18 protein-coding genes are annotated in these 21,594 nt (G+C 37.2%); 17 read left to right on the top strand and 1 reads right to left on the bottom strand.

Annotation, left to right across the window (positions count from 1 at the left end):
* Nucleotides 1-217: 217 nt before the first annotated feature.
* The 9 genes from ACFTQ7_RS18055 to prfB all read left to right on the top strand — a co-directional run bounded on the left by ACFTQ7_RS18055 (nucleotide 218) and on the right by prfB (nucleotide 9,522).
* The gene (locus ACFTQ7_RS18055; RefSeq protein WP_386830239.1) at nucleotides 218-589 is read left to right on the top strand and encodes a flagellar protein FlaG; all 372 of its coding nucleotides are present in this window, start codon (nucleotides 218-220) and stop codon (nucleotides 587-589) included.
* A gap of 17 nt (nucleotides 590-606) precedes the next feature.
* Nucleotides 607-2,490 (top strand): flagellar filament capping protein FliD, encoded by a 1,884-nt coding sequence (fliD, locus tag ACFTQ7_RS18050; RefSeq protein WP_386830238.1) that lies wholly within the window; start codon nucleotides 607-609, stop codon nucleotides 2,488-2,490.
* A gap of 21 nt (nucleotides 2,491-2,511) precedes the next feature.
* Complete coding sequence (locus tag ACFTQ7_RS18045) at nucleotides 2,512-2,874, top strand: flagellar protein FliT (RefSeq protein ID WP_386830237.1); 363 nt, start codon at nucleotides 2,512-2,514, stop codon at nucleotides 2,872-2,874.
* Nucleotides 2,875-2,907: 33 nt separating this feature from the next.
* Entirely contained in the window at nucleotides 2,908-3,318 is a 411-nt protein-coding gene (gene fliS, locus ACFTQ7_RS18040; protein WP_386830236.1) for a flagellar export chaperone FliS, read from the top strand.
* A 214-nt stretch (nucleotides 3,319-3,532) separates the two neighbouring features.
* Complete coding sequence (locus ACFTQ7_RS18035; RefSeq protein ID WP_349661233.1) at nucleotides 3,533-3,916, top strand: PilZ domain-containing protein; 384 nt, start codon at nucleotides 3,533-3,535, stop codon at nucleotides 3,914-3,916.
* A 176-nt stretch (nucleotides 3,917-4,092) separates the two neighbouring features.
* Complete coding sequence (hpf, locus tag ACFTQ7_RS18030) at nucleotides 4,093-4,644, top strand: ribosome hibernation-promoting factor, HPF/YfiA family (RefSeq protein WP_386830235.1); 552 nt, start codon at nucleotides 4,093-4,095, stop codon at nucleotides 4,642-4,644.
* Between the two features lie 141 nt (nucleotides 4,645-4,785).
* Nucleotides 4,786-7,296 (top strand): preprotein translocase subunit SecA, encoded by a 2,511-nt coding sequence (gene secA, locus ACFTQ7_RS18025; RefSeq protein WP_386830234.1) that lies wholly within the window; start codon nucleotides 4,786-4,788, stop codon nucleotides 7,294-7,296.
* Between the two features lie 411 nt (nucleotides 7,297-7,707).
* Nucleotides 7,708-8,262: a competence protein ComK gene (locus tag ACFTQ7_RS18020; protein WP_386830233.1), complete on the top strand. Its 555-nt coding sequence runs from the start codon at nucleotides 7,708-7,710 to the stop codon at nucleotides 8,260-8,262.
* 155 nt (nucleotides 8,263-8,417) lie between these two features.
* Nucleotides 8,418-9,522, top strand: a protein-coding gene (prfB, locus tag ACFTQ7_RS18015) for a peptide chain release factor 2 (protein ID WP_386830232.1) whose coding sequence is annotated in 2 segments (ribosomal slippage) — nucleotides 8,418-8,492 and nucleotides 8,494-9,522 — 1,104 coding nt in all. Because the reading frame shifts where the segments join, the coding sequence is not laid out codon by codon here.
* A gap of 102 nt (nucleotides 9,523-9,624) precedes the next feature.
* Here the strand turns inward: prfB and ACFTQ7_RS18010 are convergent.
* Nucleotides 9,625-10,134 (bottom strand): competence protein ComK, encoded by a 510-nt coding sequence (locus tag ACFTQ7_RS18010; protein ID WP_079559526.1) that lies wholly within the window; start codon nucleotides 10,132-10,134, stop codon nucleotides 9,625-9,627.
* Nucleotides 10,135-10,358: 224 nt separating this feature from the next.
* Here ACFTQ7_RS18010 and ACFTQ7_RS18005 point away from each other — a divergent pair, with 224 nt between their 5' ends.
* The 8 genes from ACFTQ7_RS18005 (at nucleotide 10,359) to ftsX (ending at nucleotide 21,564) form a co-directional block, all read left to right on the top strand.
* Nucleotides 10,359-10,601 carry an IDEAL domain-containing protein gene (locus ACFTQ7_RS18005; RefSeq protein ID WP_386830231.1) on the top strand — a complete coding sequence of 81 codons (243 nt, stop codon included), beginning with the start codon at nucleotides 10,359-10,361 and terminating at the stop codon, nucleotides 10,599-10,601.
* Between the two features lie 612 nt (nucleotides 10,602-11,213).
* Nucleotides 11,214-11,807, top strand: coding sequence for an RNA polymerase sigma factor (locus ACFTQ7_RS18000; protein ID WP_386830230.1), 594 nt, complete (start codon nucleotides 11,214-11,216; stop codon nucleotides 11,805-11,807).
* The gene (locus tag ACFTQ7_RS17995) at nucleotides 11,779-12,906 is read left to right on the top strand and encodes a DUF4179 domain-containing protein (RefSeq protein WP_386830229.1); all 1,128 of its coding nucleotides are present in this window, start codon (nucleotides 11,779-11,781) and stop codon (nucleotides 12,904-12,906) included. The genes ACFTQ7_RS18000 and ACFTQ7_RS17995 overlap by 29 nt, the downstream gene beginning before the upstream one ends.
* A 441-nt stretch (nucleotides 12,907-13,347) precedes the next feature.
* Entirely contained in the window at nucleotides 13,348-15,327 is a 1,980-nt protein-coding gene (gene uvrB / locus ACFTQ7_RS17990) for an excinuclease ABC subunit UvrB (protein WP_386830228.1), read from the top strand.
* Nucleotides 15,328-15,334: 7 nt separating this feature from the next.
* Nucleotides 15,335-18,199, top strand: coding sequence for an excinuclease ABC subunit UvrA (gene uvrA, locus ACFTQ7_RS17985; protein WP_386830227.1), 2,865 nt, complete (start codon nucleotides 15,335-15,337; stop codon nucleotides 18,197-18,199).
* Between the two features lie 337 nt (nucleotides 18,200-18,536).
* Nucleotides 18,537-19,730 (top strand): DUF4097 family beta strand repeat-containing protein, encoded by a 1,194-nt coding sequence (locus ACFTQ7_RS17980; RefSeq protein WP_386830226.1) that lies wholly within the window; start codon nucleotides 18,537-18,539, stop codon nucleotides 19,728-19,730.
* Nucleotides 19,731-20,003: 273 nt separating this feature from the next.
* Nucleotides 20,004-20,690 (top strand): cell division ATP-binding protein FtsE, encoded by a 687-nt coding sequence (gene ftsE, locus ACFTQ7_RS17975; protein WP_386830225.1) that lies wholly within the window; start codon nucleotides 20,004-20,006, stop codon nucleotides 20,688-20,690.
* Nucleotides 20,680-21,564 carry a permease-like cell division protein FtsX gene (gene ftsX / locus ACFTQ7_RS17970; protein ID WP_349661224.1) on the top strand — a complete coding sequence of 295 codons (885 nt, stop codon included), beginning with the start codon at nucleotides 20,680-20,682 and terminating at the stop codon, nucleotides 21,562-21,564. Before ftsE ends, ftsX begins: the two co-directional genes overlap by 11 nt.
* Nucleotides 21,565-21,594 lie beyond the last annotated feature (30 nt).

Here is a 21,594-nt window from a genome sequence, read left to right as displayed (position 1 = left end):
TAAAAGATGACATACATATCTGAAGAATTTTTAAAGCTCTTTCAATTATATTAAATAATTGTTCCTTTTTAGTGGCAAGGATTATTTTCTAGTTCATAAATAACCTAACAGAATTCCTTAAAATGAAATGTTAAAAAAGTGAAATAAACAATATAGTATCCGATACTATTATTAGAGAGTAATTGATTGTGAAAAATTTCAAGGGGGATGGGGAAAGATGCGTATTTCAGCAAATTCGACTGTTGATACAATAGCTGTGACGAATCCAGCTACTGACCAAGCAATTGAAAAAGGGATAAAGCAAGGAAGCGAAGCTACAATTGTATCAACAGAGCCAGCGAAGCTACTAGATAATAGCGATGAAACAAAATCGAAAATACAGCTAGCAGTGAAAGCTCTCAACGAAATGCTAGAAGTAACTCATATTGCATCAAAGTTTATGTACCATGAAGGACTAGATCGTTATTATGTAACAGTAGTAAATAAGGATACAGATGAAGTAATGAAAGAAATCCCACCTAAAAAGCTGTTAGATGCTTTTTATGAAATGCAAAAAATGCTCGGCATGATTGTTGACGAAAAAATTTAATTATAGGAGGAATAAATATGAGTTCTATAAACTCTACATCATTTTCATACTTAACTACATCAAATAAGAGATTTACAGGGTTAGCTTCTGGGATGGATATCGACTCAATTGTAGAAAAACTAATGAAAGCTGAAAGCGCAAAAATGGAAAAGCTTCAGCAACAAAAGCAAAAATATGAGTGGCAACGTGACTCATATCGAAGCGTTAATTCGAAATTAGAATCATTCCGTACTGAGCTATTTGATAAATACAAACCAAGTTCTTTTATACCGAAGTCTGCCTCTGTATCCGATCCTACTAAAGTGTCAGTTACAGCTAGTTCTTCAGCTGCAGGATCTTTAGAAATTTCATCTGTAACAAACTTAGCTAAAAGTGCATCGAAAGCAGGAGCTTTAAATAGTGTTAATACTCTAAATAGTAGTCATAAGTTATCTGATTTAGGGGTTTCATCAAGTGGCACAGCGAAGTTTACAATTAATGGTGAAGAAAAATCGTTTGTGTACAACCCAAGTGACTCTATTGATTCAATTGTATCAAAATTAAAGTCTGCGGGATTTGAAAATGCTAAATTTGTTAATGGTTTTTACGACGAAACGAATAACATATATGTAAATGGATCATTTTCATTAGGTCAAGATGTTGAAGTTACAGCGGATAATGAGAATTTCTTACAACAAATTGGTTTTAATGCAAGTGTTGGTGATACTTTAGTAAGTACTGATATTTCACAAACAGTTATTCCACCTGGTGGTTATAAAGCTAATAATGCTTCAACTCTAAAAGATTTAGGCCTTGATTTAAGTGATAAAGAGAAAGGCGAGCTTACATTTAATGTTCTTCAAAAAGATGGCTCTATGAAAGCAACTACAATTGAATATAAGGAAACTGATACAGTTAATCAATTAGTGGAACGAATTAATGCTTCAGGTGCAGGGGTAACTGCCTTGTTTAGTGATGGTCAATTATCTTTAAATACAACAGCAACTGGTGAAGCCGCTGGTGGGTCTCTGCAAGTTTTATCCGATACAGGAGAAAGTCTATTATCTTCAATTGGTTTTTCAGCTAATGCAACAGGACAAATAGCAAATGGTGAAAATGCAGTCTATACTATAAACGGCATTACCAAAACTTCACAAACCAATTCAATAAATGAATTGGGATATTCAATTACATTAAATAAAACATTTACTGATGGACCTGTATCAGTTTCAGCAACAGATGATACGGACGCAATCGTAAAACAAGTAAAATCTTTTGTTGAGCTCTATAACGGTCTTGTTGAATCTTTAAATTCCCCACTTAAGGAGAGAAAAGAATATAGTTATCAACCTTTAACGGATGCTCAAAAAGCTGCGATGTCGGAAGATGAAATAAAAAAATGGGAGGAAAAGGCAAAGAAAGGTGTCTTACGTAACGATTCAGCAGTTAGTACTGTTGTTTCAAATATGCGCTCTGCTATTTACTCAATTTCTACTGATAAAGATTCGAAGTATAATTCTATATTTAACATTGGTATTACAACAACAAAAACATATAGTGATGGCGGGAAATTAGAGATAGATGAAAAGAAATTAAAAGCTGCTATAGAAGAAAATCCTGAAGCTGTAATGGATTTATTTACTAGATCAGCAGAGGGTAATGATAAAGGGGGACTTATTACCCAATTTCGTGAAACTGCTAAAACTGGGATTGATACAATTGCAAAAAAAGCAGGGAAAGCAGGCGCTGTTGATAATACATTTACTCTTGGTAAAGATCTAATCTCAGTTGAATCAAAAATTAAAGATTGGCAAAGTAAATTAAAAAAAATTGAAGAACGTTATTTTAAACAATTTTCTGCGATGGAAACTGCCATGCAAAAGGCAAATAGTCAAGCAAGTTTATTTATGTCAAATTCTTAAGGTTATGGAGTATGAGACGGTATGATGGACACAATTAATGAATATTTACAAATTTCAGCTAAGCTATTTAAATATTTAATAACGTTTCCTCAAGGAGAGGAACGTACACAATATATTGAAAAAATAAATGATATGCTTGATGAACGCGGTCTAATCGTTGAAAAATTGAAAAAAGATGATTTTCAATACGACTCATCAAATAAAATGCATTCTACTATGTTAGAACTAGACAAAGGTATACAAGAACGTCTTGATATAGTCTACGATTCTGTTAAATTAGATATGAAAGATTTTTTAAATGTGAAAAAAAATGAAATTCAATATATTAATCCTTACGAAAGTCTTCAGAATCTAGATGGACGTTATTTTGATGGAAAAAAATGATAAAAATAGCTTGATTTAAAGGAGTGTCTACATTTGACATTGCAAAACACTGCATATAACGTATACAAGCAAAATAGTGTTACCACTGCTTCCCCTGGTGAGCTGACGTTAATGCTTTATAATGGATGTTTAAAGTTCTTGCACAAAGCTAAGCTAGCTATTCAAGAAAAGAATATCCAAGAAAAAAATACAAATCTAATAAAAGCTCAGGCTATTATTAGCGAGCTGATGGCGACTTTGAATATGGACATCGAAGTGTCAAAAAATATGTTTGCCCTTTATGAATATATCAACCATCGTTTAGTCGAGGCAAACATTCAAAATGATGTCGCTATGATTGAAGAAGTTGAGGGATTAGTGACGGAATTCCGTGATACATGGAAGGAAGTTATCCGCATTAATCGACAGCAGCAATTCGGTCAGGGAAACGCTGGACAAATTTAGACAACATAGAGGCCATCAATTCATGATGGTCTCTTTTCTTTTCGATAAAAGTGAGACACTACATTTACATCATCTTACAAAAGGGAAGCCTTTAATTACTCTTAAAATAGGTCTTTGCTCAGCAAAATATGTTACTTATTCCCTCTAGATGTAAAACATGCATCGTGTCATAATCAAGCTAAATAGATGTTTAGAATAGTATTGAGGTGGGAAGATGATATTTAAGCGCCAAGAAGGCTTTCGATTTAAATTCGAAGAGCCTGTTAAAATGACTTTTGCGATATACGAGAATGGTAGAGTTAATCAAGCGCAAACGGCAATGGCTGATTTGCTTGATATAAGTCCACGAGGGTTAAAAATGTTTACTGAGGTGGATTTAGGTGTTAATCCTCGTCCTTTGGATTTACGCTTTATTCTGGATACAAGAGAGGTACGAGCTTATGGAGAAGTCATTTGGAGCCGGCCTTTTGGTAATGGTAAGCAGTATGGTGTGAATTTCAATGATCAAGAATCGGTTGAAGATTTGATTGTCGAAGAGTTGAAGTTGCGCCGAAGAAAAGAAGCGGATGAGGCAAAACTAAATAATATTTATTCATAAAGTGAAAATTCATTAAGAGGTGGATTGTGTTCGCCTCTTAATGAACTTCTTTGCTTTCGCAGATGCTATACATTATTGTAGGAAAAAATTTTTTTTGAAAAAAAGAATTATTTTAGAGGAATTTCGCACACTTGTGTAGAAATAGTAAGTATAGCAGTTATAAAGGAGGAGTTTACATGTTAAACTTTAACATTCGTGGTGAAAATATTGAGGTAACTCCAGCTATTCGAGAATATGTTGAGAACAAAATCGAGAAAGTTGAACGTTATTTTAACGAAGATGTTAATGCCAACGCTAACGTAAATTTAAAGGTTTATAATGACAAGCAAACTAAAGTGGAAGTTACAATTCCAATGAAGAACTTAACTCTTCGTGCAGAAGAGCGTCATAATGATATGTATGCTGCAATTGATTTAATCGTTGATAAATTAGAACGTCAAATCCGTAAGCATAAAACAAAAGTAAACCGTAAATTCCGTGAGCGTGAAGGTACAGGCCTTTATTTTGCTACTTCTCAAGCAGCCGCTGATGCAGTGACAGAGGAAGATGAATACTCAATTGTTCGTACAAAGCAATTTGATTTAAAACCAATGGATCAAGAAGAAGCTGTCTTACAAATGAATATGCTAGGGCATGATTTCTATATCTTTACAGATGCGGAATCAAACGGCACAAATATTGTCTACAAACGCAAAGACGGTAAATATGGCTTAATTGAAACAACTTAAACTTTAATATGCACAAGGGCTCTCGCGAAAAGCGGGAGCCTTTTTTATGAGCTTACTTTTTATGCTAAGGACTCTGTTTGCATGAATATGTTATACAATGGTAAAATGAAAGTTGAGACTATATAGGAAGTGAAAAAATTCATGGTAAACCTATTAAATAAATTATTTGATTTCAATAAACGTGAACTAAAAAAATTAGAAAAAATCGCTGACCAGGTTGAGGGATTCGCTTCTCAAGTGGAACAGCTTTCAGATGATCAATTACAAGCGAAAACAGAAGAATTTAAAAAACGTTTTGCGGACGGAGAGCCTTTAGAGTCGATTCGTGCGGAAGCTTTTGCGGTATGTCGTGAAGCATCAAAGCGTGTGTTAGAGATGTACCCATTCCGTGTACAAATTATGGGTGCTGCGGCATTAGATGAAGGTAATATTGCGGAAATGAAAACGGGTGAAGGTAAAACGTTAACGGCTACGATGGCTGTTTACTTGAATGCCATTACTGGTAAAGGCGTACATGTTGTAACAGTCAATGAATATTTAGCGGGTCGTGATGCTGAGGAAATGGGACATCTGTATAATTTCTTAGGCTTAACGGTTGGTTTAAATTTGAACAGCCTGTCAAAAGAAGAAAAACGTGCTGCTTATGAAGCTGATATTACGTATAGTACGAACAATGAGCTAGGCTTTGACTATTTACGTGATAATATGGTGCTTTATAAAGAAGAACGTGTACAACGTCCGCTACATTTTGCGGTAATCGATGAGGTTGACTCGATTTTAATTGATGAAGCGCGTACGCCATTAATTATTTCGGGTCAGGCTGGGAAATCAGCGCAGCTTTATAAACAGTCTAATGCGTTTGTTCGTATGTTAAGTGCGGAAACGGATTACACATATGAAGAGTCGACGAAGGGTGTTACGTTGACAGATGCTGGTGTTGAAAAGGCAGAGAAAGCATTTGGCATTGATAACCTATTTGATTTAACGCATGTACGTTTAAACCATGCGATTAACCAATCGTTAAAGGCACATGTAAGTATGCATAATGATATTGATTATGTTGTACAAGAGGGCGAAATCATTATTGTTGACGGCTTTACGGGTCGTTTAATGAAAGGTCGTCGCTACTCAGATGGACTGCATCAGGCAATCGAGGCCAAAGAGGGCGTAGAGATTCAAAATGAATCGATGACGATGGCGACAATTACATTCCAAAACTATTTCCGTATGTATCAAAAGCTTTCAGGTATGACAGGTACAGCGAAAACAGAGGAAGAGGAATTCCGTAATATTTATAATATGAGTGTTGTGGCGATTCCAACGAATAAGCCGATTGCTCGTGATGACCGTCCTGACTTAATTTTTGCTTCTATGGAAGGAAAATATAAAGCGGTGGCGGCAGATATTGCAGAGCGCCATAAAGCTGGACAACCAGTTCTTGTCGGTACTGTTGCTATTGAAACATCTGAAATTATTTCGGATTTATTGAATAAACATAAAATCCCACATAACGTTTTAAACGCGAAGAACCATGAGCGTGAAGCAGAAATTATTGCGAATGCTGGTACGAAGGGTGCCGTAACGATCGCTACAAACATGGCTGGTCGTGGTACAGACATTAAGCCTGGAGAAGGTGTAATGGAGATTGGCGGTTTAGCGGTAATTGGTACGGAGCGTCATGAATCTCGTCGTATCGATAATCAGCTGCGTGGTCGTTCTGGTCGTCAAGGGAACCCAGGGGTTACTCAATTCTATCTGTCACTAGAAGATGAATTAATGCGTCGTTTCGGCTCGGATAATATGAAATCCATGATGATGAAATTAGGGATGGATGATTCACAGCCACTTCAATCTAAAGTTGTTTCAAGAGCGGTAGAATCAGCTCAAAAACGTGTTGAAGGTAATAACTTTGATTCTCGTAAACGTTTATTACAATATGATGATGTGCTACGTCAGCAACGTGAGATTATTTATCAAGAGCGTTACGACGTATTAGAAACAGAAAATATGCGCGTGCTTGTTGAGTCGATGATTCAAGAAACAATCGATGAAATTGTAGCAGTGTATACGCAAGGTGAGCAGAAGGATTGGAACTTAAAAGCGATTGATGACTTTGTCGCTGCAAACCTACTAGATGAAGGCGTTCTGAATGTGGAAGATTTCCAAGGTAAATCTGCAGAAGAGATTAACCAACTAATTTCGAACACTGTCCAAGAACGTTATGATGAAAAAGAAGAACAGCTTACATCAGAACGTATGCGTGAATTTGAAAAAGTTATCTTATTACGTTCAATTGATACGAAGTGGATTGATCATATTGATGCTATGGATCAGCTACGTCAAGGTATCCATCTTCGTGCATATGGTCAAAATGACCCACTTCGTGAGTATCAACAAGAAGGCTTTGCTATGTTTGAGGATATGGTTGCTTCTATTCGCGAAGATGTAGCAAAATATGCGATGAAAGCAGAAATCCACAATAATTTAGAGCGTGAGGAAGTTGCAAAAGGTCAAGCTGTTAATCCGAAAGAGGATGGCGGTTCAGCTCCGAAAAAGCAACCTGTCCGTAAGTCTGAAAATATCGGACGTAATGATTTATGTCCATGTGGAAGCGGTAAGAAATTTAAAAACTGCCATGGTGCAGGTCAATAACAATATGATGATGAAAAGACCATTTTAACGATAAGTTAAAAATGGTCTTTTTTTTATGCTTAGAATATCTTCACGACTTAATGGATGAGGAGGAACTTTCCCTAAGCCACATATTGCATCTTGAGAGCGAACAACATCTTAAATAATAAAAAATATTAGAAAATTCAGAAAAAGATACATAATACTACAACAATAGGTAAATAGTTCAATGAAAAGGGTAATGTTTATAACCTTTTTCTGATTTATTATGAATGCAAGTGTATAGTCTGAAAGTTGCGAAAAAAGATGGAGGAGGTGATTGATATGTGGCGATAAAAAAATCCTTGAGAACAGCAGTCCGTGAAAGACCTTCTCGAGGAAATACATTGGAGCATACCAATATATTTCTAAAAAAATAAAGGAGGGTTAACAATGCAGTATGATGACATTATGAGTAGCGAAACGATGCTGTATAAGCCGGAGTATGATACCTTAGGAAACTTGTGCACGCGCGTAATTGAAAGGGATAACGAATATATTTCAAAATTAGCGCCGACAAAATTAATGGATTATAATCTACGATATTTTGGTTCAAGTTTAAGAGGGGCTCTCGATGGATCGAGAATGATTCTAGGGAAGCTGAATAAAAATCCAATAGTTGTTCATGAACGAAGTAATATTGTATGGTTTCCAAGTAAGTCTTATATAAGACCTGAATGTCAATGGTTTGCTGTCCATCATATTCTGGACTATCAAGCTATGGATAAAAAGAATACAAAAGTAATTTTTATGAACGGCTATGAAATTACTGTGGATCTAAGTTTCAGATCATTTGAATACAGAATTCAAAGAGCATATTTACTAAAATATAAACTGGAAAAACGAACGAAGCTACTAGTTCAATATGATCAAGGTAGAGTATTCCCAAGAATGACGAGCAATGTTATCTTTGACGATGATAAAGATAGAAACAAAACTGTGCCGTAAAAAAGTATGTTTTCCTTCGTAAAAACGTTATAATAAAGAGATACGGGGTTTCAAAGAAGTGTGGTAGAAATATTTTAAAATCATTTCTTAATGCTTTTTAAAGTCATAAAATCTTTACCATATTGCCCCATCAAAAACGTTCGGAGGATTTAACAATGATTGAATTAGCAGATGTACGTAACGCGTTAGACACTTCAGCCAAAAAATTGGCGGACTTTAGGGGGTCTCTTTGACTTAGAAAACAAAGAGGCACGCATGCAGGAATTAGATGAAATGATGCTTGAGCCAGGCTTTTGGGATGACCAGCAAGGTGCACAGGTAGTCATTAATGAGAGCAATGGCTTAAAGGCAATTGTTAATGAATATAAAGATTTAGTGGAAACACACGAGAACCTAGATATGACGCTAGAGTTATTGCAAGAAGAACCTGACGAAGAATTGCAGGAGGAGCTAGGCAATGAATTAGTAGAATTCCAGCAAAAAATGGGCGATTTTGAGCTGCAATTACTATTAAGTGGCCCTTATGATCAAAACAATGCGATTTTAGAGCTGCACCCAGGAGCAGGTGGTACGGAATCTCAGGATTGGGGCTCAATGCTACTTCGTATGTACACACGCTGGGCTGAAAAACGTGGCTTTAAAGTGGAAACAGTTGATTATCTTCCTGGTGATGAAGCAGGTATTAAATCAGTAACATTGTCCATTAAGGGTCATAATGCTTACGGCTATTTACAAGCAGAAAAAGGTGTTCATCGTTTAGTACGTATTTCACCTTTTGACTCTTCGGGACGTCGTCATACATCATTCGTTTCTTGTGATGTTATGCCTGAATTCGATGATAATATTGAAATTGATATCCGCACAGAGGATTTAAAAATTGATACGTATCGTGCAACAGGAGCAGGTGGTCAGCATATTAATACGACAGATTCAGCTGTTCGTATTACGCACACTCCTACTGGTACTGTCGTACAATGTCAGGCAGAACGTTCACAAATTAAAAACCGTGAAAAAGCTATGACGATGTTAAAAGGGAAGCTCTATCAATTAGAGATTGAAAAGCAGCAGGCGCAGCTAGATGAGATCCGTGGTGAACAGAAGGAAATCGGCTGGGGTTCACAAATTCGTTCATACGTATTCCATCCTTACTCAATGGTGAAGGATCATCGTACAAATGAAGAAACAGGTAATGTAGGTGCGGTGATGGATGGCGATTTAGATCCATTCATTAATGCATACTTACGTTCAAAAATCGGGTAATGAAGCCCCTCAGAGCACAGTGAAATTGTGCTTTTGAGGGGTTTTTATTTTCATTCAGCAGAAAGCGTCAGCTACAATTACGCCAAGGCGAAATTGATTGCTTTAAAAAGGTGGGTGATTTGGGGTGTCCTGACTAATCTGCTTGCGTTCATTCATGTAATGCTTATATAACATCGATGCATTGACAAATTGCTTGCTAATCGAAGCATATTGAATGGGTAATTCAATTTGTTTATCGTTTTTCAGTGTGACGATACAGCCCGTTTTACTTGGTACAATATTCGAAATGGCGTGAAGGCCAATCCAGATGTTGTGGACAGAGTTTGGCGAATAGATGGGTAGAAAAATACACGGATAACCATAATCATAAGCAACAACGATAGGAAGCTTATGCTGATTACCGAAGAAGCGTTTAGCGGAATGCTTCGCTGCTTCATAGGTTGTTCCTAGTGAAATACAAGATTTTCGTAATATATGCATTGGCCTCCGTGTAACGATAAGTTCATTATGCTTATCAATTACTCGAGTGAAAATTTTAGAGTCGTACTGAACTGGTTGAAGTAAATAGGTGTTAAAAGAAAGTAAATATCCATTGACGTAGTTTGCTGACATCTATGTAAGCCTCCTTTTCTATTTCTTCTTGAAGTGTAAAACACAAAATTAAATTCAGAAAATATAGATAAACGAAGGAGGTTCGTGCTATTTCAAGCAATTGCTTAGAAAAATTGCTTAAAATAGCATGAGAATAATAGTAAATCGAAGTGATTTTCAGTTCGTAAGCATTGCATTTTAATTTCAATTTTCTTATAATTTAGAAAAGGATCGAGGTGAGATCGTTGGATAAATATTATTCGTATACAGATTTTCTAAAAGCCGTTGGTCAGACAAAGAAAGTTGATGAGGCAGAGAAATTATTAAACGAGATTTATTTAGATTTATTTTTAAATCATATCCAGCGTAAGCATCGTGAAGAGCAGCTCATGGTTCTGATAGATAGAGCACTCGATGACAAAGATGAAAACGCATTTCATCTATACGCAAACGAACTAGTAGCTTTACACCAAGAGACAACTGAATAATATGACGAGCCCGCTCTCCGTTATTGGAGGGTGGGATTTTTTTGTGATTTTCTTTGTAAGATTGATGAGTGAATACCTTGAATTCATTAGGAGTGTATAGTAAATACCTATATGGTTTGCGACTCGGGCCTAGACCCTTTTGGTTAAAAGTGATTTTTAAAGGAACTTAACCAAGTCTCTTTTGTAGAAAATGATTTATGCAAGGATTTTATACACTTTATTAGGCGTGTTGATTAGGAAAATATAGGTTTGTTATTGGCTAATAAAAGAATTTTTTTGTTGATATTCTGCTAATGTATGCCCATTTTAACTGATTGTAGCGTAGGGCGACTCGGCTCCTGCAGGCAGCCTTGCTCTGCGCGAAAGCGAAGCGTCAGCGACAAATGTTTTATCTGTGCGAAAGCGAAGCGTCAGCGACAAAGCGAGTAGCCCGTAGCGAAAATCAGAGCCTTCAAATTAATTAGAGTGGATAAAAAGAGGTAATCAACACACTTGCCACGTTATAAGTGTCCTAAGTTGTGTCGCTTTATAAGATTTTTCCCAAAAAGTTTTTTATAGTGTCACAAATCCCCATTAATTTCAGTTATATAGGTTAGAAAGGAGGGGAGATATTTGACTGTACAGAATAACTCTAAGGAAAAAGCCGAATTAGATATAAAATCTATCGTGGAACAAGTTCAAACAGGTGATATTCATGCCTATACAGAAATAATTCGTTGTTTTCAAAAGCCAATCTATATTTACTGCTACTATCTTTTAGGAAACAAAGAAGAAGCTGAGGATGCTTCACAAGATATTTTTATAAAGGGTTTAGAGAATATTAGTAAGTTTTCTTATACTGTTTCTTTCTCAGCATGGCTTTATAAAATTGCACATCATCACTGTATTGATTTAATAAAAAAGAAAAGTAAAGGCTATAAATTTTGGACAAGTTTTAAGAAAGATCATGCGTACAAGCACACTCATGAACAAGAATTTCAATATGACGATATCATTCATGAGTTATTAGAACAGTTACATATGGACGAAAGAAGGATTCTGCTACTTCGATCGATAGAGGAATATAGCTTCGACGAAATCGCTGCTATTATGGAACTTAAACCAACTACTGTTCGAAAAAAATATGAACGATTACGTAAAAAATTGTTGAAAAAGAGTAAGTTGGGAGGGGAAATTTATGAACACTCGTTCAAAACAGGAGGATAAAGAGTTAGATCAGTTAGAAAGATTAATCAGAGAAACCCCAATGGAAGTTGATTTAGTTAATCGTACAATGAACAAATTCGAAAGCACTCGTTATACAAAGCAGCCAGAAAGTTCTAGAACCTCTAAAAAAATGCGTCAAAGAGTGGTGATGATTACAGCCTCTGCAGCAATGATTTTTAGTCTTATATTTATTACTAGCTTAGTTTCACCAACTTTGGCTGCCACGATCAAACAAGTTCCCGTGCTTTCATCTATTTTCAAACTTGCTGGTGATCTTGGTCTGCAAACTGCTGATGAGAAAGGGCTTTCAACGAAACTTCATACAAGTGTTACTCATGATGATTTTACATTAAGTGTATCGGAAGTAGTATATGATGGTACGCGTGTTTCAATAGGTATTGGGCGCCCTCATAAAGAAGATGAGAAAGAAACGTTAATGGAACGTATCAGTAATATCGAATTGTTCATAAATGATGCTCCTGTTAAATCCTTTGCTCCGGATAAATCTATTGGAATTGTTACGAAGCCAGGTAAAGATAATGATTCTGCTATTATTGAGTTTTCTGATCTGAGAAATCAGGGAGGAAGTCCTTTCCCGAAACAGTTTGATTTAACTGTATCGGCTACAATAGCTGGCATACAGGATCCTTTCAAAATTGATATTCCTGTGAAAAAAATCGAAAACTATCTGACTTTACAACCTAATGTAAGTCGAGAATACAAAAATATTCATTTTAGTGTTGAAAAAATCGAATTTACACCAATAACGACAGGATTAACTACACGAGTCGTTTTAACTGACAACTCAATTTTTACGCTACTTTTACTAACGATGGGTGTAGATATTTTTGATGATCAAGGCCATAAACTTAAATTGATTGGCGGAGATGGTTGGAATGCTACAAATGGAAACATACATATTTCTGATCGTAGATTCCAACCATTTGAATCTATTCCCAAAACAATAACCCTTAAGCCGTATATATACCTTTTTGATGAAAACGAAATGGGGGCATTTCAAATGGATGAAAATGATGAGCCGAAGATTCAATACATTCCTGAGCTGGAGGTTACACTACCGATTAATTCACAAAAATAAAAAAGTAGAGAAAGTGGGGCAAACCTCACTTTCTCTACTTATTTGTATTTCAAATTATTTATCACTTTTTCAATCAAGCAGATCAGTTCCCTTCAATCTACCTGATTATTTCTCCTCTTACTCGATCAAAACCCCTAGGCTCCGCTTACATAACCCTTTAGTAAACCTAAACCCGACGAGCAATCCATCACCAAACAATGAAATTCCTGCTAAGATCATGTATTTACATAACCTCATCTCGATTAGCTAACATTTGGAAAGGGTAATCTATTGATAGAGAGGTTCCGATTAATTAATGTAGTACATACGTTCTGTTGGACTCGTCGCAAAAAGAGCGAACGAAAAAAAATTTACAAACATTCGTTCGTTAAATGTTCGAAATTTTAATAGTGCTATGCTAAAATATATGTATCAAATTGGTAGGAAAGGACGGGGACATGTGTGCAAACATTTGATTTACAAGCGCCATATACGCCTAGTGGGGATCAGCCACAGGCAATTGCGGAATTAGTGGAGGGTGTGCGTGCAGGTAAACGTCATCAAACGTTGCTTGGGGCAACAGGAACGGGAAAAACGTTTACGATCTCTAATGTCATTAAAGAAGTTAAAAAACCGACACTTATTATGGCACACAATAAAACACTAGCGGGTCAATTATATAGTGAGTTTAAAGAGTTCTTCCCTGATAATGCAGTTGAATACTTTGTCAGCTACTATGATTACTTTCAGCCAGAGGCCTATGTACCACAGACGGATACTTATATCGAGAAAGATTCAAGCATAAATGATGAAATTGATAAGTTGCGTCACTCTGCGACATCTGCATTATTCGAGCGCGATGATGTCATTATTATTGCATCTGTGTCCTGCATTTATGGTCTAGGTTCTCCAGAAGAATATCGTGAACTGGTCGTATCAGTGCGTACGGGAATGGAAATTGAACGTAATCAGTTGCTTCGAAAATTGGTCGATGTACAGTATGAGCGTAATGATGTGAGTTTTACACGTGGGACGTTTCGGGTACGTGGTGATGTAGTGGAAATTTTCCCAGCATCCCGTGATGAGCATTGTATCCGCGTGGAATTTTTCGGGGATGAGATTGATCGAATTCGCGAGGTGGATGCGTTAACTGGAGAAATACTAGCAGAGCGTGATCATGTTGCTATTTTCCCAGCGTCCCACTTCGTTACACGAGAAGAAAAAATGCTAAAAGCTATTGATAATATTGAAAAAGAGTTGGAGGAGCGTTTAGCTCTTTTACGTTCGGAGGATAAGTTATTAGAGGCGCAGCGTTTAGAGCAACGCACTCGTTACGATTTAGAAATGATGCGTGAAATGGGCTTTTGCTCGGGTATTGAAAACTACTCGCGTCATTTAACATTGCGTGAAGCGGGGGCAACGCCATATACACTAATTGACTATTTCCCTGAGGATTTTTTACTTGTTGTCGATGAAAGTCACGTTACTTTGCCACAAGTTCGAGGGATGTATAACGGTGACCAAGCACGTAAAGGTGTGCTAGTTGAGCATGGCTTCCGTTTGCCATCAGCACTAGATAACCGCCCTTTACGTTTTGAAGAGTATGAGAAACATATACATCAAGCTATTTATGTATCGGCAACACCTGGCCCGTATGAGCTTGAGCATACGCCGGAAATGGTGCAGCAAATTATTCGTCCAACTGGGCTGCTTGATCCACAAATTGACGTACGTCCTATTGAAGGGCAAATTGATGATTTAATCGATGAGATTCAAGGTCGTATTGCTCGCGATGAACGAGTGCTCGTTACAACATTGACGAAAAAAATGTCAGAGGATTTATCGGCTTATTTGAAAGAAATGGGCTTAAAGGTGGAGTACTTGCATTCAGAGATTAAGACGCTAGAGCGAATTGAAATTATTCGCGAGCTGCGTAAAGGTACTTACGATGTTCTAATCGGCATTAACTTATTGCGAGAAGGGCTAGATATTCCTGAAGTTTCGCTTGTGGCGATTTTAGATGCTGACAAGGAAGGATTTTTACGTTCAGAGCGTTCATTAATACAAACGATTGGACGGGCCGCTCGTAATGCTAATGGTCATGTCATTATGTATGCAGATAATATGACGGATTCAATGAAAAAAGCGATTGAGGAAACGAAACGTCGCCGAGTATTGCAAATGGCGTATAACGAGGAGCATGGTATTACACCGAAAACGATTGTGAAGAAAATTCCTGATGTTATTCGTGCGACACAGGTGGCAGAGGAAGAAGAGACTTACGTAGCGAAGGCTACGAAAGGTAAGAAGCTGACGAAGGCGGAAAAAGAGCAGTTTCTTGCTACGCTAGAAGTAGAAATGAAGGAAGCGGCAAAAGCACTCGATTTCGAACGTGCTGCTGAGCTACGCGATACAATATTTGAATTGAAATTAGAAGGGTGAACGGCTTGTGAAAAATACTGAAATAGTCGTGCAAGGCGCACGAGCACATAATTTAAAAAATATTAATGTCACAATTCCACGCGATCAATTAGTCGTGCTAACAGGTTTATCGGGCTCAGGGAAATCATCATTAGCGTTCGATACGATTTATGCTGAGGGACAACGCCGTTATGTAGAATCCCTTTCAGCCTATGCTCGTCAATTCCTTGGTCAAATGGATAAACCAGACGTCGATGCGATAGAGGGATTATCTCCTGCTATTTCAATCGATCAAAAAACGACGAGCCGTAACCCACGTTCGACAGTTGGGACAGTAACGGAAATCTATGATTATTTACGTTTGCTATATGCACGTATCGGTAAGCCTATTTGTCCAAATCACGGTATAGAAATTACCTCTCAAACGATTGAGCAAATGGTCGATCGTTTATTAACTTATCCAGAAAGAACGAAAATGCAGTTGCTTGCCCCAATGGTAGCAGGGCGTAAGGGAACACATGTAAAGCTACTGGAAGATTTAAAAAAGCAAGGCTTTGTTCGAGTACGTATCGACGGTGAGCTACGTGATTTAGATGATTCGATTGAACTTGATAAAAATAAAAAACATTCAATAGAAGTAGTTATCGATCGTGTTGTGATGAAGGAAGGTGTCGCGGCACGTCTTAGTGATTCCTTAGAGACTGCATTACGTTTGGCAGATGGGCGAGTACTTGTCGATGTGATGGAGCATGAGGAATTATTATTTAGTGAGCATCATGCTTGTCCACTATGTGGATTTTCAATAGGAGAGCTAGAGCCTCGTATGTTTTCATTTAACAGTCCATTCGGAGCTTGTACAAGCTGTGATGGTTTAGGCTCGACACAAGAGGTTGATCTTGATTTAGTAGTATCCGATTGGGATCGAAGTTTATTAGAGCATGCTTTAGCACCGTGGGAACCGACAAGCTCTCAATATTATCCACAGTTATTAAAGGCTGTGTGCGATCATTATGATATCCCGATGGACGTACCCGTAAAGGATCTACCGAAAGAAAAGATGGATAAAATTTTATATGGTTCTGGTAAAGATAAAATCCATTTCCATTATGAAAATGAGTTTGGCAATGTGCGAGATCAAATGATTGAATTCGAAGGTGTTGTTCGTAATGTGGAACGTCGCTTTAAGGAGACAACGTCAGATTACGTGCGTGAACAAATGGAAAAATATATGGCCCAGCAAGCATGTCCATCTTGTAAAGGGTATCGCTTAAAGCCTGAAACATTAGCTGTAAAACTAGCAGATAAGCATATTGGTGAAGTGACACAGTATTCGATTCTGGAAGCTGATACATTTTTCAAAGAGCTGGATTTATCAGAAAAGGATATGAAAATTGCTCGACTTGTTTTACGTGAAATTGAAGAGCGACTTGGCTTCCTTGTCAATGTAGGGTTAGATTATTTAACATTAAGTCGAGCGGCAGGAACACTTTCAGGGGGAGAAGCTCAACGAATTCGCCTTGCAACACAAATCGGCTCGCGTTTAACGGGTGTGCTCTATATTTTAGACGAGCCATCAATCGGCTTGCATCAACGTGATAATGATCGACTTATTAGCACATTGCAAAATATGCGTGATATTGGCAATACGCTTATTGTTGTTGAGCACGATGAAGATACAATGCTGGCGGCGGATTATCTTATTGATGTTGGTCCTGGTGCAGGTGTGCATGGAGGTCAAATTGTAGCGGCAGGAACTCCGCAGGAAGTAATGGAAAATGAAGAGTCTTTGACGGGGCAATATTTAAGTGGTAAGAAGTTTATCCCACTACCAATTGAGCGCCGTAAACCAAATGGACGCAAATTATCGATTAAAGGTGCCAAGGAAAATAATCTTCAAAATGTGAAGGTTGATGTACCACTTGGCTTATTCGTTGCAGTAACTGGGGTTTCAGGTTCAGGTAAATCAACGCTTATTAATGAAATTTTATATAAGTCCTTAGCTCAAAAGCTAAATCGTTCAAAGGTGAAGCCCGGAGAACATAAAGAGGTAACGGGGATTGATGAGCTCGAAAAGGTTATTGATATTGACCAGTCACCAATCGGTCGTACACCTCGCTCAAACCCCGCTACGTATACAGGCGTTTTCGATGATATTCGAGATGTTTTCGCAGCAACAAACGAAGCAAAAGTACGTGGCTATAAAAAAGGTCGATTTAGCTTCAACGTTAAGGGAGGTCGCTGTGAAGCTTGTCGTGGTGACGGTATTATAAAAATTGAAATGCATTTCCTTCCAGATGTTTACGTACCATGTGAAGTTTGTCATGGGAAGCGTTACAACCGTGAAACACTTGAAGTGAAATATAAAGATAAGAGCATTGCGGATATTTTAGATATGACGATTGAAAACGCAGTCGTATTCTTCGAAAATATTCCGAAAATCCAGCGTAAGCTACAAACAATTGTGGATGTAGGATTAGGCTATATGAAATTAGGACAACCTGCCACAACATTATCTGGTGGTGAGGCACAGCGTGTAAAATTAGCCTCTGAATTGCACCGTCGTTCAACAGGTAAATCATTCTATATTTTAGATGAGCCGACAACGGGCTTACATGCGCATGATATTGCACGTTTACTCGTTGTTTTACAGCGTCTTGTAGAAAATGGCGATTCAGTGCTAGTCATCGAACATAATTTAGATGTCATCAAAACGGCAGACTACATTATCGATTTAGGGCCTGAAGGTGGCGACAAAGGTGGTACGATTGTGGCGACAGGTACACCAGAAGAAGTCGTTGAAGTCAGTGGCTCGTACACAGGTAAATATTTAAAGCCAATATTAACAAGAGATCGTCTACGTATGGAAGATGTTTTAGCCAAGGCTTCTCAATAAAGTACCCACTAAAAAAAGTTCGCAAATTGCGAACTTTTTTTACGTTAAGGGCATACTGGGAAGGTGGAAGTAGATAAGAACTAAAAGTAGGGTAATAAAAAGTGAAAGTTAATCGATAAACTCCAAAAGTTGGGTGACATTCTATTTAAACGTATGTCATATGAATAAGTTGATTGGAGTTAAGGCTGGACGCGACCAGCTGGAACGGAAATCAACCACACGTTATGGTAATGTGCCTAAAATAAGGTATATTCTCAATTTTTCGTTTTTGGGTGAAACTTTTCACAATGCGTTTCGTATAAATAATATAACGAACTGAGGGAGGCTAATTTTAATTATGCAAAATGAACGTCAACGAATTTTAGAACTTGTGGAAAAAGGAACAATTTCAGCGCAAGAGGCGATTACATTATTAGAAGCATTAGAGCAACCTAGCAAGTCCACTCAACATGTTATGAATGATGTGTCAAATGAAGGCCAGCATACCCAAACAGAGAAAGAGTCAGTATTTAAAGGTGACAGTCATAAGAGTGAACAATCGCAAAAAGATGAAGATTTCCCTAAATATTTCCAAGAAGAAATGAAGGACTTCCGTAAAGATTTATCACAAATTGGTTCACTTTTTATGGATATGATGAATACGGCAGTAAAAAAGGTCAAAGAATTTGATGTCACTTCTCCATTTGGTGATAAATTTGAGTTTTCACATACGGAAGAAGTTGCAGCTGAACATGTAGATAAAATAATTGCTGAATTACCGAATGGCAATTTTTCATTAGAAACCGCTGAAGGAGATAGCTTCCAAGTCGTTTGCAAGGTAAAGGCACCTCTTGTTAATGATAGTGAAGAGGAAACACGTGCTAATTTCCTAGAGCAATTCGTTGTCAAGGAAGATGGAGATTCACTGCGAATTTTAAGTCAACTTAAGCTTGTGCAAGTAAATGTGAAAGTCCTTGTTCCAAAGGATAAATTAGAAAAATTATCAGTACGTTTAATGAACGGAAGTGTTACTTTACAAAATACGGATTTCGAGCATTTAAAAGTAAAGACATTAAACGGTGCGATTAAAGGCTCTAAGTTTAACTTTGGAAAGGCAGAAGTGGATTCTTCTAATGGTTCCATTGAACTAACAAATGTTCGTGGTAAAGATTTAGAGGCTGAAACATTGAATGGCCGTGTTTATTTAGATGGCGCATTGGATGAAGTTGAAGCAAAATCGGTTAATGGACATGTTGTGGTCACAACTTGCTCTACTAATTCATCGAAAATCAAAGCACAAACAGTCGCAGGAGCTGTTGAATTGTATGTGCCACGTACAATCTCGTTAAGCGGTAAAATTGTTACGAATTTTGGTAAAGTAGATGTAGGTATTCAAGATGCTTCAAAAATGGAATCACAGGATCAATTTTTATCAAAAGTCGTACGTTTCGATAAAGAAGTAGAGAATGCTAATCGTCTATTTATCGAAGGTGAGTCTAAAACAGGTGCAGTTTTAGTACGCTATACAACGACTGACGAGCAAACTGTTTAACTAACAAAAGCATTCAGGCTATGTACACTAACATAGTTTGAATGCTTTTTTTTGCTTAAAAACTTTAGAAAAGCAGAATTCGACTTTCCTCTAATGGGCTCGATTTCTGTTTTTTTGTTTGTCGAGGTTTTAAAACATTTATGGCAATCAGATAACGAAATAACAGGAACTACCACGGAATGAAATGAAACTGTAATAATAAAGGTAGAAATAGAGTGTTATAATAGGTAACGAAATACCTCTTACATGGTAAGAGATTTAGGTGGTTTAAATATGATAGAAATGAAAAATGTGACAAAGAAGTACCCAAATGGTGTTGTTGCGACAAATGGAATTTCCATTAACATAAAGCAAGGTGAATTTGTCTACGTTGTAGGTCCAAGTGGAGCGGGGAAATCTACATTCATTAAATTAATGTATCGCGAGGAAAAAGCTACTTCGGGAGAAATCACTGTTAATGGTATAGATTTAGCTTCCTTGAAAAATAAAAAAGTACCTTTTTTACGCCGTCAAATCGGAGTGGTTTTCCAAGATTTTAAACTTTTACCTCGTTTGAATGTTTATGAAAACGTAGCGTTTGCTCTAGAGGTAATCGAGGAGGAACCAGTGGAGATTCGCCGTCGAGTGATGGAGGTTTTAGAGCTTGTAGGACTGAAGCAAAAGGCAAGAATGTTCCCTAATGAACTGTCAGGTGGCGAACAACAGCGTGTTTCGATTGCACGATCGATTGTGAATGTGCCGAAGGTCGTTATTGCGGATGAACCTACTGGGAATCTTGACCCTGAAACATCTTGGGATATTATGAATTTATTTGAAGAAATTAATGCGAGAGGTACAACTATAGTAATGGCAACACATAACCGTGAAATCGTAAATACGATTCGTCGTCGAGTAATTGCAATAGAAGGCGGAATGATTGTCCGTGATGAGCACGGAGGTGACTACGGTTATGAAATTTAATACAGTAAAACGTCACTTCAGAGAAAGTATAAAGTCTCTTGGCCGTAATAGCTGGATGACTATTGCTTCCGTAAGTGCAGTTACAGTTACATTAATATTAGTAGGTGTCTTTGCGCTTATTATGATGAATTTAAATAAAGTAGCATCTGATTTAGAAAACGATGTTGAAATTAAAGTGTTAATTGATGAAACAGCAGGTAAAGCTGATGAAAAAGCGCTCATGGAAAAAATAAAGAAATTGCCAGATATCGAAGAGATGACCTATTCAACAAGGGAAAATGAATTAAGCAAATTAGTAAAAGATTTTGGAGAAGATTTTAAACTATTTGAGCAAAGTAACCCATTACGTAATGTTATTTATGTGAAGGCTTCAGATCCTCAGCAAACAGCTAAAGTTGCTAAAACAATTGATAAATTTAATTTTACATATGACGTTATGTATGGTGAAGGCAAAGTAGAAAAGTTGTTTAACTTCTTAAATATTAGCCGTAACGTAGGGATTGTGCTTATTTTAGGATTATTATTTACAGCGATTTTCTTAATTTCTAATACGATTCGAATTACTATTATTGCACGTCGAGATGAAATAGAGATTATGAAACTTGTAGGAGCAACGAATTCATTCGTGCGTATCCCATTTTTATTAGAAGGAATGTGGCTTGGAATTTTAGGTTCTATTATTCCAATTGCGGTCATCGCAACTCTTTACCACAATGTATATAAAATTATTGCGCCTCGATTAAAAGGCGAACTTGTTCAAGTACTTGATTTCTCACCGCTTGTGTACCAAGTAAGTGGTCTACTATTACTGATCGGTGTGCTAATCGGTATTTGGGGAAGTTTCATGTCAGTACGTAAGTTTTTAAAAATTTAGCTTTCGCTAAGGTATGCGAGGCAGAACGAG

The organism is Lysinibacillus sp. NPDC056959 (genome assembly GCF_042674095.1).
Taxonomy (GTDB): Bacteria; Bacillota; Bacilli; order Bacillales_A; family Planococcaceae; genus Lysinibacillus; species Lysinibacillus zambalensis.
The sequence above is the reverse complement of the archived record's forward strand: the minus strand, read 5'-3'. Positions and strand labels throughout refer to the sequence as shown.

What these genes read in the sequence shown, in the direction of transcription:
- ACFTQ7_RS18055 (WP_386830239.1), top strand. Translation starts at nt 218, where the DNA reads ATGCGTATTTCAGCAAATTCGACTGTTGATACAATAGCTGTGACGAAT.
- fliD (WP_386830238.1), top strand. Translation starts at nt 607, where the DNA reads ATGAGTTCTATAAACTCTACATCATTTTCATACTTAACTACATCAAAT.
- ACFTQ7_RS18045 (WP_386830237.1), top strand. Translation starts at nt 2,512, where the DNA reads ATGATGGACACAATTAATGAATATTTACAAATTTCAGCTAAGCTATTT.
- ACFTQ7_RS18035 (WP_349661233.1), top strand. Translation starts at nt 3,533, where the DNA reads ATGATATTTAAGCGCCAAGAAGGCTTTCGATTTAAATTCGAAGAGCCT.
- hpf (WP_386830235.1), top strand. Translation starts at nt 4,093, where the DNA reads ATGTTAAACTTTAACATTCGTGGTGAAAATATTGAGGTAACTCCAGCT.
- secA (WP_386830234.1), top strand. Translation starts at nt 4,786, where the DNA reads ATGGTAAACCTATTAAATAAATTATTTGATTTCAATAAACGTGAACTA.
- ACFTQ7_RS18020 (WP_386830233.1), top strand. Translation starts at nt 7,708, where the DNA reads ATGCAGTATGATGACATTATGAGTAGCGAAACGATGCTGTATAAGCCG.
- ACFTQ7_RS18010 (WP_079559526.1), bottom strand. Translation starts at nt 10,134, where the DNA reads ATGTCAGCAAACTACGTCAATGGATATTTACTTTCTTTTAACACCTAT.
- ACFTQ7_RS17995 (WP_386830229.1), top strand. Translation starts at nt 11,779, where the DNA reads ATGAACACTCGTTCAAAACAGGAGGATAAAGAGTTAGATCAGTTAGAA.
- ACFTQ7_RS17980 (WP_386830226.1), top strand. Translation starts at nt 18,537, where the DNA reads ATGCAAAATGAACGTCAACGAATTTTAGAACTTGTGGAAAAAGGAACA.
- ftsE (WP_386830225.1), top strand. Translation starts at nt 20,004, where the DNA reads ATGATAGAAATGAAAAATGTGACAAAGAAGTACCCAAATGGTGTTGTT.
- ftsX (WP_349661224.1), top strand. Translation starts at nt 20,680, where the DNA reads ATGAAATTTAATACAGTAAAACGTCACTTCAGAGAAAGTATAAAGTCT.